Below are 14,837 nucleotides of genomic sequence, written 5' to 3' on the forward strand. Positions count from 1 at the left end.
GCGTTCTGACCACGGTGATGAGCGTCAGCGTCAAGCCCTGGCTTGCTGGCCGGCAACCCTCGCGTCGCGGTGGGGTGCTCCAGGTGACAACCGGATCGGTATCGGACCGATAAGCGCGATGGCCACCGTGTGGCCGGAAGAGGTTGTATTGATGTTGCTGGATGTGTCATGCCGTTCGACGTCGTTGTCGACGAGACCACAGGGTTCGGCGGGCCGGAGATGACGGCATCTCGGGGCCGCGATGCGGGCTCGGTGGCGCTGACGGAATCGCCGCAGGCCCGCGATGATCACCCGACCGTGCCGGTCGATGTACCCGCGCCGCCGTCGCGTGATCCGGTGATACCGCTGCGTCATCCGGGGCGGTGGATGCTCACGGCAGTGGTCGCCGTGATCGCCGCGCAGATCGTCCACGGGCTGATCACCAACCCGTTCTTCCAGTGGGATCGCTTCGCGTACTGGTTCTTTCGTCCGGTCGTGATCGAGGGACTCTGGGTAACCCTCGAGGTGGCGGCCTACAGTGCGGTTCTCGGGTTGCTCGGGGGTATCGTCCTGGCCCTCATGCGCCTGTCGCGGAGTCCCGTTCTGGCAGCGGTCAGTTGGATCTACGTGTGGGTGTTCCGATCCATTCCGCTGATCGTGCTGCTGCTGATCTTGTACAACTTCGGTGCGCTGTATGAGTCGCTGAGTCTGGGAATTCCGTTCGGGCCCGGGTTCTTTCACTTCTCCGAGGCCGATCTGGCGACTCCGCTGATCATCGCGATCGTCGGGATCAGCCTGCACGAATCGGCCTTCGCCGCCGAGATCGTGCGGGGCGGAGTGCTGTCGGTGGACGCCGGCCAGCACGACGCTGCCGCGGCACTGGGATTGCCGCGCCACTATCACTTTCTCCGCATCACCCTTCCTCAGGCGTTGCGCACCATCGTCCCGTCCTATGTGAACCTCCTGATCGGTCTGATCAAGGCGACGTCGCTGGTCTATTACGTGTCGCTGCTGGATCTGTTCGGGGTCGTCTCCACCCAGAGTTCCACTTACTCCGGCGACGTGGTGCCGCTGCTCCTCGTCGCGACAGTCTGGTACATCGTCCTGACCAGCATCGTGTCGGTCGCACAGTTCTATGTCGAGCGATACTTCGCGCGTGGTGCGGTTCGGACCCTACCGCCGACACCGCTGCAGCGACTGCGGATGACCGCGGCGACACTCAGCCGGCAATCGAGGTGGACATCATGAACGCGGCATCGGGAGTCGGCATCGACGCCGCGGACCTGGCTGGCGTCACCGGCGCCGGTGCTCGGGTCGAGGTGCGCAACGCCCATCGCTGGTACGGAAACCTCCATGTTCTGAAGGGAATCGATCTCACGGTCGAACCCGGTCGGGTCGCGGCGATCCTCGGCCCGTCCGGGTCGGGAAAGTCCACCTTGCTGCGTACGATCAATCATCTCGACCGCCTCGACGCCGGACATGTGAGCATCGGGGGAGAGTTGATCGGCGTGCGCCGCGTCGGGGGTGGGCGTCTCAAGGAGCTGCCGGAGCGGGTCATCCTGCGTCAGCGACGTGACGTCGGCTTCGTCTTCCAGAACTTCAACCTCTTCGCCAATCTCACCGCCCTGGACAACGTTGCTGCGGCGCCCACGGCGAGCGGAGTGTTGTCGCGTGCCGCAGCGGTGGCGCGGGCCCGTGACCTCCTCGACCGAGTCGGGTTGTCCGACAAGGCCGATGCCTATCCGCGGCAACTGTCCGGCGGTCAGCAGCAACGTGTGGCGATTGCGCGTGCTCTTGCGCTCGAGCCGCGAGTGTTGCTGTTCGACGAGCCGACCTCGGCACTCGACCCCGAACTGGTCGGCGACGTGCTCTCGGTGATCGCTGATCTCGCGGCCACTGGTACCACGATGCTCATCGTGACCCATGAGATCGGCTTCGCGCGTCAGGTCGCCGACTCGGTGATCTTCATCGATCACGGCGAGATCATCGAACAGGGCACGCCGGACCAGGTCCTCGATCATCCGTCGCACCCACGGACACAGGACTTCCTGCGCCGCGTCCTCTGACGCACGCCCGGTAACACCATCCGGCGCACGTGGCCGGAGACGATTCATCGCCGCTCGGGAGTCCGTCGGCCAGGCCGGCGTTCCGGCACCGCAGTCACTCGGTTCCCGCCCACACCCACCCACTGAAGGAGTAGTCATGTCTCGACATCGATCGTTCGTCCGGCGCGTCGCCGCCCTCGCTGTCGGCGGGGTGATCGCCGCGACCGCACTCAGCGCGTGCGCGGGGGCATCCGCCGACGACACCGCCACACCCGGCTCGGTGGTGGTCGGTGCCGTCTCGAACGGAGCCGCCAAAGAAGTCACTCTGTCTGTGCCGCAGGTGGATTCGATTCGCGGTCAGCTTCCTCAGGAGGTCCGTGACTCGGGTGAATTGTCCATCGGGATCGGCGCACTCCCGTCGGGATACCCGCCGTTGGCCTTTGTCGGGTCCGACCAACACACGTTGACCGGTGCCGAGCCGGATCTGGGCCGGCTGGTGGCATCGGTGTTCGGACTGAAACCGGTGATCGAGAACTCGACCTGGGAGAACCTCTTCGTCGGAATCGACAGTGGGCGAGTCGATGTCGGATTCTCCAACATCACCGTGACCGAGGAACGCAAGGACAAGTACGATTTCGCGTCGTACCGTCGCGACCAGCTGGCATTCGAAGTGCCGGCGTCGAGTTCGTGGAACTTCGACGGCGACTATCACACGCTGGCGGGAAAGACGGTCGCGGTGAATTCGGGAACGAATCAGGAGCGCATCCTGTTGGCGTGGCGTGATGCTTTGGCTTCGGAGGGGAAGACGCTGACCGTCGTCCACTTCCCGGATTCGAACGCCACCAATCTCGCCCTGGCGTCCGGCAAGATCGACACGTATCTCGGGCCCAATCCCTCGATCTCTTACCACGTCCGGCAGACCGCGAACACTCCCAAGGCCACCCGCATCGCGGGCACCTACTCCGGTGCCGGTGCGAGCCTGCAGGGCATGATCGCCGCCACGACCAAGAAGGGGTCCGGGCTCGCCGCTCCGATCGCGGCGGCGATCAATCACTTGATCGAGACCGGTGTATACGCGAAATGGATTGCCGCATGGAATCTCTCGGCCGAGGCAGTGCCTGCCTCCCAGATCAACCCGCCCGGACTACCCCGCTCGGACTCCTGATCACCTCGGTGCACGACTCATCGGAGAGTGAACTGCCGCGCGGAGTAACAGCCGTGCGGGGGCAACAATGGAGTTGACTGCGGCGGCGACCAACTATGACCAACGGAGCCGTGAGAGGTGGGGGCGAAAGGAGTCGGGTGAGGTGACCACACACAAGGACATGACAACAGACCGGGCAGCGGATGTTTCGGCCGTCGGCAGTGCCGATGTCGGGGTGCTCGATCACGCCGTGCGTTCGGCTCTGACCGGCCCCCATGCGCACTTCGCGGAGCGCCGCGGACGGGTGCTCCGCTACCCCCGCGATGTGTCGGTGTTCGGCGATTTCCCCGAGGACCCGACTCCGCAGGATTGGGCCGACGCGGCCGAACTCTATGGGCCGGGCGCGGATCTGCCGGTGTCCGGCGATCTGCCCTCGCCCCCGCCCGGGTGGGCGGTGTCGATGAATATCCCGGGTGTGCAGATGGTCGGCACGAACGTGTGGGGCGCGGCAGACGCCGAGGCGGTGGTGTTGACGCGCGCCGACGTGCCGGAGATGCTGGCGTTGGTTGGGCGCACGCGTCCGGGGCCCTTTCTGACGCGGACCATCGAGCTGGGTACCTACCTCGGAATCCGGCGTGGGGGAGAGCTGGTCGCCATGGCCGGGGAACGTCTCCATCCGGTGGGGTGGACGGAGATCAGTGCCGTCTGTACCGATGAGGCGTTCCGGGGGCAGGGGTTGGGGACGCGGCTGGTCCTCGCGGTCGCCGCGGGTATCCGTGCCCGGGGCGAAATCCCATTCCTGCACACCGCGGCTGCCAATGTCACTGCGATCCGCCTGTACGAGGAACTCGGCTTCGTTCTTCGGCGCACGTTGACGTTCGGAGGCATTCGCATCCCCTGATGGTGATCGACGCCAAGCGCTGAGCCCGTAAGTGGGGCTTGCTATGTCGAGGGAGGCGACTCACTTCGGGCCCGTGGGCGCGGGGTGGGTTCAGGAGGTGTCGAGCCGGTAGTGGAGCCGGGCGGCCAGGACTCGTTCGATTCGGCTGTTGCGTGGGTTCATGCCGATGGCGGCGAGTTCCTCGAGCTGACGTTCCCGGTCGGCATCGCTGGTACGGATGCCGCCATCACGGATGCGGCGCTCGCGTGCTTGTTCTTCGGTGGTCTTGTCGCGGAGGCTGATGCGGGTGCGCGAGGCATGTTCGAGCCCGGCAGCGGTGGCAGGGTCGTCGGGATCGTCGGTGATCGGAACACCGTCCCCGTCGAAGATGACCAGGTCGATGTCCCCGATGTCGGTGACACCAGGTCTGTCGGGGTGCTCGTCGCCTGCGGCGTCGGGCCCGTCCCGCTGGTCGGGTGGTTGAGGCTCGACCGGATCGGATTGGGCTGGGCCTGAATTGTATTCGTCGACGTCTGGTTTTGGCTGATCGCAGATGTTGGCATCGTGATCGTCATCCTGATCGACGCTGTCTGCGATATCGATGCTGTCGTCGATGCTCGAGGAGTCGGCGGCCGGAGCCTGATGATCCTTCGAAACACCACGATCGGAAGACGTTTCGGTCTCGACGGTCGGTGCCGCGTCCTTGTGGTCGTGGCCAGCGTCAGAATCTGCCGGTTCGTCGATGTGGGTATCGACCGACTCGGCCTCACCCTGCGCGTCAGCTTCAGCGTCGGCGACTTCGACATCAACCGCTTCGGCATCGACAGTGTCGGCGTCGACCACGTCGGCGTCACCCAGCTCGGTGTCTGCGGGTTCGGTTGCGCCGGCATCACAATCGGTGACGGTGTCGCCGTGGATCTGGTCGCGGATCTGGTCGAGTTTCTCCTCGTAGAGGGCGGTGATGTCGGGATGATCGTTGACGATCTTCGGGTTTGCCGGCATCCCGGGTTCGGCGTTGAGTTGCCACCAGCAACGTCCGGCGAGGGGGCCGTCTTCGCAGATGCCGGTGGTGTACTGCCCGGGGTTGGGGCCGACCATCCGGTTGTGCGGCCCGCATGCCGGCGCAAGGTCGGTGATGTCGGTTTTCCCGCCGTTGGCCCAGTCCTGTTTGGCGTGGTGCATTTCCGAACGCGACGCGGGTTGTCCGCAGCCGGGGAACGAGCACACTTCACCGCCGGTGCGGGAGAACGACGCGATCCGCTGCTCGGTGGATGCCAGGCGTCGGGACCGCCCGAGATACAGGGGCAGGTCGATGGCGTCGGAGAACACCGCCAGGAACTGCTGCACATCGGTGGGGTCGGTGACCTCACCCAACGCGGTCAGCAAATCCGGAATAGGAATGGTGGAACCTGAAGCGGTGGTGGCATATCCGGCGCCGGCCAGCAGATCCGTCACGGACGCTTTCGCGATCAACGCCACGGGCAGGCCTCGATGAGTTTTGCCGAGGACGCCTTCTTTCATCGCCGACACCAACAACATGTGCATCGCATCAAGATTGCGTTGCGCCTGGCTGCGGTCGTCACGCTTGACCGCGGCCGCGAGGACGTCGGGGTCGGCGTCACCAATAGCACCGGTCGGCGATTCCGGATCGCTGAGACTGTTCATTCCGGGCTTGGCCCAGGCGTCGAGCATGGTGTCCCACAGGGCACGGGTGATCGGGGGCAGGTGCCCGTTGAGTTTCGCCATCCCATCGACCCGGTTCTGGTTGATCCACAGGTTGCGGCGCTGTTGGCGTTCTTTCTCCTCCACCAACTGTCCGTCGGGGTCGAGGTGCGCCAGGATCCGGGCGCCCATTTTGGTGATGTCCGACGGAATATGTTCGGTGGCTTTCTCACCCAAAGTGGCTTCGGCGGCGACCTTCTTGTCGTGCGGGACCGCGCCCGGGATCTTGTCCAGGGCTTCCAACGCCGCGGACAGGTGGGTGTGACCGATCAAGCCCTGCTCGTACGCCTTGGAGAGGGTGGGGTATTTCGGTTCCTCGGGTTGCCCGGTCAGCCCGTGGAATCGGGCGGTGGCCTTCATATGCGCGATGCGCATGGTGGGTTGCGCGATCCGCAGATCGTAGTTCAGGAAATTCGACAGGCTGACTTTGCCGACTTTGCGGTGCACACCACGATCAGAGATTTCCAGGATCGCGCGGTCGCCTTGGAAGTGAGTACGCATGGCGATCTGCTCGGACAGTTTCGCCGCCTCCACCACCTCGAGGTCGGAGCAGGCGGTCATCGGAGTCGTTGCCAGCTCGTCCAGGATTTCGGAGAGTTGGTGCATCAGCTGCAGTGGTCGTGACATGGGAGTGTCGGTTGTGTCTGTCATGCTGATGTCACCTCCCCCGAGAAGGCCGTTGTGGCGTATGTGTTCTATTATAGCCGATCTCAACGACAATCGCAATTGTTTTCTATCCACAGGATGTGGATGCGTGAATGTGGTTGGGGTGGTGGAGTTTTTAGAGTCGGCTTGCGAGGTCTCGACACGGGCTCCGCTAGCGCTCCGCCCGGCTCGACCGGCGGGCTAGCGGCTCGACTTGCGGGACAAAGATGTTCGGCCGGTGGGATGAGGGGCTCGACCTGCGGGATGCGGGCTCGACCTCGACCTCGACCTCGACGACCTCGACCTCGACGAGCTCGGCCCGGCGGACAAGCTCGGCTCGGCGGACACGGACGTCGTTTCGACAGAGCTCAACGCGGCTGCCGGCGCTCCGCCCGGCGAATGCGGGTCTCGGCTGGCTGCCGGGTGCGGTGACCTGGCTCGGCGGCGGTATCGCGCGCGGTCCCCGGATGGCGGGTCGATGTGCCATCCCGACACGCCGACCCCATTCACCTCCTGAGTCACAACCATCTCATTCGGCACAATGGCCACAGACGTTTCACCAAGAGACCAATGGCAGATGCCGGATTGGGGTGGCTGTGTACCGGGTATTCGAAGCACTCGACGAACTCATGGCAATTGTCGAGGAGGCGCGGAGCGTGCCGATGACGGCGGGTTGCGTGGTGCCGCGAGGCGATGTCCTCGAACTCCTCGACGACATCAAGGACTCGATCCCCGGTGAGCTCGATGACGCGCAGGACGTGCTCGACAACCGGGACTCGATGCTCAACGAGGCCCGCTCGCACGCCGACACCGTCATCACCGGCGCCGACTCGGAATCCGAGGCCGTGCTCGCACACGCCCGTGCCGAGGCCGACCGCGTCCTGTCGGAGGCCAAGGCCCAGGCCGATCGCATGGTCGACGAGGCGAGCAACCACGGCAAGTCCCTGGTCGACGAGGCCACCGAAGAGGCGCGTCGGATGTCGGCCAGCGCATCCCGCGAGTTCGAGGCCGTCACCGGCCGGGCCCGCGCCGAAGCGCAGCGCACCATAGATTCCGCGAACAACATCTACGACAAGTCGGTCGCCGACGGCATCGCCGAACAGCAGCGTCTGGTCTCCGAGGCCGAGGTGGTGGCCGCGGCCAAGTCCGAAGCCGAGCGGATCATCGACGCCGCGCACGCCGAGGTCGACCGCCTGCGTGGCGACTGCGACGTCTACGTCGACGAGAAGCTCGCGCAGTTCGAAGAGGTCCTCACCAACACCCTGCGTTCGGTCAACCGTGGCCGTCACCAGCTGCGCACCGGTGCGGGCATGCACGACTACGTCGAATACCCCCGCAGCGTCGATCAGGACGTCGCGCGGGGCCGGGCCCGCGCCGAGGCCGACGAGGATGTGTCACCCCTCGCGGTCTGACCGGCCGGCGTCCATGCCGACACGGGTCAGTGGTCATTCGAGGAATTTCTGACCCGAGCGTATGGTTTTTGTGTGGCCGACAACGCAGTGACGCCGGATGCATCCACTCCCGGCGCCGATTCACACGGAGTAGTTCGGGATCCTTTCGTCCTCGACATCCGTTCCCTGGGACGCCGCCCCGGCACCATGACCGAGGTGCATCGCACCGTCGCGACTCCCGAACGCATTGGCGTCGAGATGATCGCCATCCCGACGGGCTCGGACGTCGACCTCGATCTGCGCCTGGAATCGGTGAGTGAGGGCGTCCTGGTGACCGGGACCGTCGCCGGTGAGACCGAGGGGCAGTGCTCGCGCTGTCTGGAACCGCTCGACGGCACCGTGACGGTGTTCCTCACCGAACTGTTCGCCTACCCCGACAGCGAGACCGAACAGACCACCGATGCCGACGAGGTGCACCGGATCGTCGACGACCGCATCGATCTCGAACAGTCGATCATCGACGCCGTCGCCCTGGAACTGCCGATGTCGCCGCTGTGCCGCGACGACTGCCAGGGACTGTGCAGCGTCTGCGGAATACGGCTCGCCGTCGCCGAACCCGATCACGGACACGAGGTGATCGATCCGCGGTGGGCGGGACTGGCCGACAAGTTCGGCTCCCTGAACGAGTCATCGGACGACCTGGGCAAGGGTGACGCCGATACCGAGGTGCGAGGCGACAAGTGACCGACGGTAAGCGACGGGGTAATCAACCGCCCTCGTTCGATCCGCTGCTGAGCGCGCTCGGCGTCGAGATCTCCGATGAGATGCTGACGCTGGCGCTGACCCACCGCTCCTACGCCTACGAGCACGGCGGCCTACCCACCAACGAGCGCCTCGAGTTCCTCGGGGATTCGGTGCTCGGCGTGGTGATCACCGAATGTCTCTACAAGCGATTCCCCGAGCGTCCCGAGGGCGAGCTCGCGAAGATTCGTGCCAGCGTCGTCAACATGCATGCGCTCGCCGACGTCGCACGTGGACTCGGACCCGACGGGCTCGGCCACTTCCTGTTCCTGGGCCGAGGTGAAGAACTGACCGGTGGCCGCGACAAGGACTCGATCCTCGCCGACGGCCTCGAATCCCTTTTCGGCGCCGTGTATCTCGAACACGGCCTGGCGATCTCGCAGAACGTCGTCATGGGGTTGTTCGACGAGATCATGGATCGCGCAGGCGATCTCGGTGCCGGATTGGACTGGAAGACGTCGCTGCAGGAACTGACCGCCGAACGAGGCTATGGCCCCCCGCAGTATCAGATCACCTCGACCGGACCCGACCACAACAAGGAGTTCACCGCCGTTGCGGTGGTGGCCGGCGAGAACATCGGCGAGGGTACCGGCCGCACCAAGAAGGAGGCCGAGCAGAAGGCCGCGGCACTCGCCTGGCAGGCGTTGTCGGACCGGGCCGGCGCCTCGTGAGTCCCGCACCCACAGATGCCTGAACTCCCCGAGGTCGAGACGGTTCGCCTCGGTCTTGCCGATCACGTTGTGGGACAGCGGATCACCGATGTCGACGTGATGCACGAACGGGCCGTCCGGCGGCATGCCGGCGGCGCGCCCGACCTTCGCTCACGTCTGCGCGGCAAGACGGTCACCGCGGCACGGCGTCGCGGCAAGTACCTCTGGCTCGACGTCGCCGACGCCGACGATGACGCCGCGCTGGTGGTGCACCTGGGGATGAGTGGCCAGATGCTCATCGCTCGTGAGGGCGCGCCCGATCACACCCATCTGCGGATTCGGGCCCGGCTCGCCGACGGCAACGAACTGCGATTCGTCGATCAGCGCACCTTCGGTGGGTGGCACGTCGATGATCACGTCCCCGATCCGTTCGGCGGCGCCGGGCAGGTGCCCGCCTCGATCGCCCACATCGCACCCGATCCCTTCGAGACCGCCTTCGACCGCGAGGCCGTCGTCGCGGCGATGCGTGCCAAACACACCGAGATCAAGCGGGCTCTGCTCGATCAGTCCCTGATATCCGGGGTGGGCAACATCTACGCCGACGAAGCGCTGTGGCGAGCCCGGCTGCACGGCACCCGACTGACCGACACCCTCGCCCCGAAACGGCTACGGGAACTCCTCGATGCGGCGACGGCGGTGATGTCGGAGGCACTCGACGTGGGTGGGACGTCGTTCGACACCCTCTACGTCAACGTCAACGGTCAATCCGGTTACTTCGAGCGATCGCTGAACGCCTACGGGCGAGAAGGGCAGCCGTGCCGACGATGCGGCCGAACGATGCGCCGCGAACACTTCATGAACCGCAGTTCGTTCTCCTGCCCGCAATGCCAGCGACGGCCGCGCGAGGCGTAGACAGTTATCGAGCGGGAAGCCACGGAAACGCCACGGTGTTGAGCAAACACGGTGTTGAGCCACACGATGATGAGCACACACGACACGACAGATGCCACGAAGGAGCCGTCACCACGATGACCGTTGAGCAGGAGAACGCGCAGGCCGGGTCGAGCACCGCCGACACCGCCGGAGGGGCGCAGCCGCACACCGAACTGTGGGTGCAACGCACCGGCACGCGTCGCTACACCGGGCACAGTTCACGTGGCGCGCAGGTGCTCGTCGGTTCCGAGGATGTCGAGGGCGTCTTCACCCCCGGTGAGTTGCTGAAGATCGCGCTCGCCGCATGCACCGGCATGTCCTCGGATCGCCCGCTGTCGCGGCGCCTCGGCGATGACTACGACGCCACCATCCGTGTCGGCGGCGCCGCCGACCGCGAGAACGAGGTGTACCCGAAGCTCTCCGAGGTTCTCGAGGTGGACCTCTCGGAGCTGGAACCCGAAGCGGCACAACGGCTTCTCGTCGTCGTCGAGCGTGCGATCGACGCCGTCTGCACCGTCGGACGCACCCTGCGGGCGGGCACCGACGTCGACCTGCGGATCGACACGGAATGAGCGTGTCATGACCGACGCGTCCGATGCCGCAACCACCGTCCGCCTGACCGCGTTCGTCCACGGGCACGTGCAGGGCGTCGGATTCCGGTGGTGGACCCGTTCCCGTGCCCTGGAGCTGGGCCTCGTCGGCTACGCCGCGAACCAGCCCGACGGCCGGGTCCTGGTGGTTGCCGAGGGGCCACGCTCGTCGGTGTCCGCGCTGGTGGAAGCGTTGCGCTCGGACCGGACCCCCGGGCGGGTTGATCTGGTGGTGGATCGACTGGATCCGCCGCGCGGGGATCTGACGGGGTTCGTCGAGAAGTAGGGCCACCTCGACGATGCCGTCCGTGGGTGTGGACGCGGGGTCGATTGTGGACAAGTGCTGCGCCGTCGCGGTGTCGGCCGCCCGACGATCTCCAGGTGGGTAGGCTGTACCGTCGTGCACCTCAAGTCGCTCACCCTCAAGGGCTTCAAGTCCTTCGCGTCGGCGACGACCCTGCGTTTCGAGCCCGGGATCACCTGCGTCGTCGGCCCCAACGGCTCGGGCAAATCGAACGTCGTCGACGCCCTGACCTGGGTGATGGGGGAGCAGGGCGCCAAGGCGCTGCGCGGCGGGAAGATGGAGGATGTCATCTTCGCCGGCACCTCGGGCCGCCCGCCCCTCGGCCGCGCCGAGGTGACCCTGACCATCGACAACTCCGACGGCGCCCTGCCGATCGAATACTCCGAGGTGTCCATCACCCGGCGGATGTTCCGCGACGGTGCCGGCGAATACGAGATCAACGGCAGTACGTGTCGCCTGATGGATGTACAGGAGTTGCTGTCGGATTCGGGTATCGGCCGGGAGATGCACGTCATCGTCGGACAGGGGCGTCTCGCGACGATCCTCGAATCCCGGCCCGAGGACCGTCGCGCCTTCATCGAGGAGGCCGCCGGCGTCCTCAAACATCGAAAACGCAAAGAGAAGGCCGTCCGCAAACTGCAGGGCATGCAGGCCAACCTGGACCGGCTCTCCGACCTGACGGCCGAACTGCGCCGGCAGCTCAAACCGCTCGGTCGGCAGGCCGAGGTCGCCCGCCGCGCCCAGACCATCCAGGCCGACCTGCGTGATGCGCGACTGCGCCTGGCCGCCGACGACCTCGTCAGCCGGCGCGAAGAGATGGCCGAACACACCGCCGTCGAGGACCAGATCCGCGGCGAACAGGACGAGGTGTCGGCCGAACTCGACACCGTCAGCGCCGACGTCGCCGATCACGAGGAGCACCTCGCCCAGGTCGTGCCCGCCGCCGAAGCCGCCGGTCAGGCGTGGTTCACGTTGTCGGCGCTGGCCGAGCGGGTGGGCGCGACCGGCCGGGTGGCCGCCGAACGCAGCCGCTACCTCGACGAGCCGGCGGCCGAGACGGGCGGACCCGACCCCGACGACCTCGAACGTCAGGCCGATGAGGCCGCCGAGACCGAGGCCGAGATGACCTACGCGGTCGAGAGCGCCGCGGAAGTCCTCGAGGGAGCGGCCGACGACCTGGCCGATGCCGAACGTGCCGCCGGTGCCGCCGAGGCCGCCCACCTGGCCGCGGTCCGCGCCGTCGCCGATCGTCGCGAGGGCCTGGCCCGCCTGGAGGGTCAGGTCGGGAGTCTGCGCACCAAGGCCGAATCGGTCGACGCCGAGATCGACCGCATGACCACCTCGATCGCCGAGGCCACCGAGCGTGCCCAGCGGGCCCAGACCCAGCAGGACGCCGTGGCCGAGTCGTTGGGTGAACTCGAGGCATCCGAACAGGGTCTCGACGAGCATCACGAGCGATGTGTCTCAGCGCTCAACCTGTCCAATGAACGGGTCGCCACCCTGCAGACCGAGGAGCGGGCGACCGAACAGCGCATCGCGTCGCTGACCGCGCGGATCGAGGCCCTCTCGGTGGGACTGGAACGTGGCGACGGCGGTGCGTGGCTGCTCGAGCACGCCACCGACGGTCTGCTGGGACCGATGTCGGGGCTGATCACGGTCACCTCCGGATGGGAAACGGCCATCGCCGCAGCCCTCGGCTCGGCTGCCGATGCCATCGCGACGGTCGACTCGCTGGCGGCGCTTCGAGCCCTCGACGCGCTCAAGGGCGGCGACGGGGGACGGGCGTCGCTGATCGTCGGCGGTCTCGCCGAAGCCGCGGCGCCCCGCACCGACTCTCTTCCCGACGGGGTGGTGTGGGCGGCGTCCGTGGTGACCTGCGACGACGCGATCCGGGGCGCGGTCGATCACCTGCTCGCCGACACCGTCGTGGTGGACACGACCGCCCGGGGCGTCGATGTGGCGACGGCGCTCGGCGTGCGCGCGGTCAGCCGCGAGGGTGATCGCATCACCCGCGCGTCGCTGGAGGGTGGTTCCTCGCATCGCCCGTCGACCCTGGAGGTGACCTCGGCGATCGACGCCGCCACCGCCCAGTTGGCGACGGCCCGACGCCGCGTCGAGGAGATCGGTGCCGCCCTGCAGGGTGCGCTCACCGAACAACAGCAGCGTCGGGAGGCGGCCGAGGAAGCCCTGGCCGCGTTGCACGAGTCCGACAGCGCGGTCGGCGGCGCGTATGAGCACCTGGCGCGATTGGGGCAGGAGATCCGCGCCGCGGAGGCCGACGCCGATCGCCTCACCCGGCAACGCACCTTCGTCGAGACCGGTCGTGCCGAAACCCTGACCTCCCTGCACGAACTCGAACAGCGTCTGGCCCTGGCCCGCGACGAGGGTTCCGACGAACCCGCCGACATCGAGTCGCCTGACCGTTCGGCGGCCGCCGAGGCGGTCGCGGTGGCCCGCGCCGCCGAGATGGAGGCGCGTCTGGGGCTGCGCACCGCCGAGGAACGGTTGGCCTCGGTGCGGGGGCGCGCGGAATCGCTGCGTCGCGCGGCCGCGCGGGAACGCGACGCCCGTGAACGGGCCCGACGGCAGAACGAGGCGCGCCGTCAGGCGGCCACCGTCGCCGCGGCCGTTGCCGCCGCGGCCGCCGAGGTTTCCACCCGACTCGTGGGTGCCGTCGCCGACGCCCAGGCCGGTCGCGACGAACTCGAACAGGTCCGGGCCACCCGAACGGTGGCGCTGGATGAGCTCAAGAGCCGTGCGAATCTGCTGTCGCAGCGACTGAGCACCCTCAAGGACGCGGTACATCGTGACGAGGTCGCCCGCGCCCAGGCATCGCTGCGCATCGAACAGCTCGAAGAACAGGTGATGGAGTCGTTCGCGATGACACCGGACGATCTCGTTGCCGAATACGGCCCCGACGTGCCGATGCCGCCGTCGGCGTTGGAGATGAGTGAGTACGAGGCTGCCAAGGCCCGTGGTGATCAGGTGGTGGCCCCGGCCCCGATGCCGTACGACCGTGCCACCCAGGAGTCGCGGGCGAAGAAGGCGCAGAAGGATCTGAACACCCTCGGCAAGGTGAATCCGCTTGCGCTGGAAGAGTTTGCGGCGCTGGAGGAGCGTTTCAACTTTCTCTCCGCCCAACTCGAGGACGTCAAGGCCGCCCGCAAGGACCTGCTGTCGGTGGTCGAGGAGGTCGACGCCCGCATCCTGCAGGTCTTCACCGACGCCTACGCCGACGTCGAACGCGAGTTCGCGCAGGTCTTCTCGACACTGTTCCCCGGCGGCGAGGGACGTCTGGTGCTGACCGAGCCCGGTGACATGCTGACCACCGGCGTCGAGGTGGAGGCGAGGCCGCCCGGCAAGAAGGTCAAGCGGCTCTCGCTGCTGTCCGGCGGTGAGAAGTCGTTGACCGCCGTCGCGATGCTGGTGGCGATCTTCCGCGCCCGGCCGTCGCCGTTCTACGTCATGGACGAGGTCGAGGCCGCACTCGACGACACCAACCTGCGACGACTCATCAGCCTGTTCGAACAGTTGCGGGAACGCTCGCAGCTGATCGTCATCACCCATCAGAAACCGACCATGCAGGTCGCCGACGCGCTGTACGGCGTGAGCATGCGCGGTGACGGGATCACCACGGTGATCTCGCAGCGGCTGCGCGGGGTGGAGATCCCCGTCGCCGCCGCGTCCGATCCGGCCGCGTCCGACCCGGCGACCGGGTCGGATCAGCAGGACCCAACGAGCGTGTAGAGAACA

At 66.8% G+C, this 14,837-nt stretch carries 12 protein-coding genes and 1 riboswitch; of the genes, 11 read left to right on the forward strand and 1 reads right to left on the reverse strand.

Annotated features, from left to right (window positions below; translation table 11 throughout):
- Positions 1-13 precede the first annotated feature (13 nt).
- Positions 14-122, forward strand: a riboswitch (SAM riboswitch).
- Between the two features lie 46 nt (positions 123-168).
- From ABLE92_RS04160 to ABLE92_RS04175, 4 genes are all read left to right on the forward strand, one after another.
- Positions 169-1,227: an amino acid ABC transporter permease gene (locus tag ABLE92_RS04160; protein ID WP_348803376.1), complete on the forward strand. Its 1,059-nt coding sequence runs from the start codon at positions 169-171 to the stop codon at positions 1,225-1,227.
- Complete coding sequence (locus ABLE92_RS04165) at positions 1,224-2,045, forward strand: amino acid ABC transporter ATP-binding protein (protein WP_348803377.1); 822 nt, start codon at positions 1,224-1,226, stop codon at positions 2,043-2,045. The genes ABLE92_RS04160 and ABLE92_RS04165 overlap by 4 nt, the downstream gene beginning before the upstream one ends.
- Before the next feature lie 136 nt (positions 2,046-2,181).
- Positions 2,182-3,189: an ABC transporter substrate-binding protein gene (locus ABLE92_RS04170; RefSeq protein WP_348803378.1), complete on the forward strand. Its 1,008-nt coding sequence runs from the start codon at positions 2,182-2,184 to the stop codon at positions 3,187-3,189.
- A gap of 160 nt (positions 3,190-3,349) precedes the next feature.
- Positions 3,350-4,069, forward strand: a complete 720-nt coding sequence (locus ABLE92_RS04175; RefSeq protein WP_348803901.1) for a GNAT family N-acetyltransferase — start codon at positions 3,350-3,352, stop codon at positions 4,067-4,069.
- Positions 4,070-4,159: 90 nt separating this feature from the next.
- Here ABLE92_RS04175 and ABLE92_RS04180 read toward each other — a convergent pair whose 3' ends face one another.
- A complete protein-coding gene (locus tag ABLE92_RS04180) occupies positions 4,160-6,421 on the reverse strand; it encodes an HNH endonuclease signature motif containing protein (RefSeq protein ID WP_348803379.1) in 2,262 nt (753 codons plus the stop codon).
- 590 nt (positions 6,422-7,011) lie between these two features.
- Here ABLE92_RS04180 and ABLE92_RS04185 point away from each other — a divergent pair.
- From ABLE92_RS04185 to smc, 7 genes are all read left to right on the forward strand, one after another.
- The gene (locus ABLE92_RS04185; protein WP_348803381.1) at positions 7,012-7,827 is read left to right on the forward strand and encodes a DivIVA domain-containing protein; all 816 of its coding nucleotides are present in this window, start codon (positions 7,012-7,014) and stop codon (positions 7,825-7,827) included.
- 72 nt (positions 7,828-7,899) lie between these two features.
- Positions 7,900-8,550, forward strand: a complete 651-nt coding sequence (locus ABLE92_RS04190) for a YceD family protein (RefSeq protein ID WP_496560765.1) — start codon at positions 7,900-7,902, stop codon at positions 8,548-8,550.
- Positions 8,547-9,278: a ribonuclease III gene (rnc, locus tag ABLE92_RS04195; RefSeq protein WP_348803382.1), complete on the forward strand. Its 732-nt coding sequence runs from the start codon at positions 8,547-8,549 to the stop codon at positions 9,276-9,278. Before ABLE92_RS04190 ends, rnc begins: the two co-directional genes overlap by 4 nt.
- A 15-nt stretch (positions 9,279-9,293) precedes the next feature.
- Positions 9,294-10,169: a bifunctional DNA-formamidopyrimidine glycosylase/DNA-(apurinic or apyrimidinic site) lyase gene (gene mutM, locus ABLE92_RS04200; protein ID WP_348803383.1), complete on the forward strand. Its 876-nt coding sequence runs from the start codon at positions 9,294-9,296 to the stop codon at positions 10,167-10,169.
- Between the two features lie 116 nt (positions 10,170-10,285).
- On the forward strand, positions 10,286-10,762 hold the full coding sequence (locus ABLE92_RS04205) for an OsmC family protein (protein WP_348803384.1): 477 nt from the start codon (positions 10,286-10,288) through the stop codon (positions 10,760-10,762).
- Positions 10,763-10,769: 7 nt separating this feature from the next.
- On the forward strand, positions 10,770-11,066 hold the full coding sequence (locus ABLE92_RS04210) for an acylphosphatase (protein WP_348803385.1): 297 nt from the start codon (positions 10,770-10,772) through the stop codon (positions 11,064-11,066).
- 114 nt (positions 11,067-11,180) lie between these two features.
- On the forward strand, positions 11,181-14,831 hold the full coding sequence (smc, locus tag ABLE92_RS04215; RefSeq protein ID WP_348803386.1) for a chromosome segregation protein SMC: 3,651 nt from the start codon (positions 11,181-11,183) through the stop codon (positions 14,829-14,831).
- Positions 14,832-14,837 lie beyond the last annotated feature (6 nt).

This window comes from Gordonia oleivorans, assembly GCF_040044975.1.
GTDB classification, from domain to species: Bacteria; Actinomycetota; Actinomycetes; order Mycobacteriales; family Mycobacteriaceae; genus Gordonia; species Gordonia oleivorans.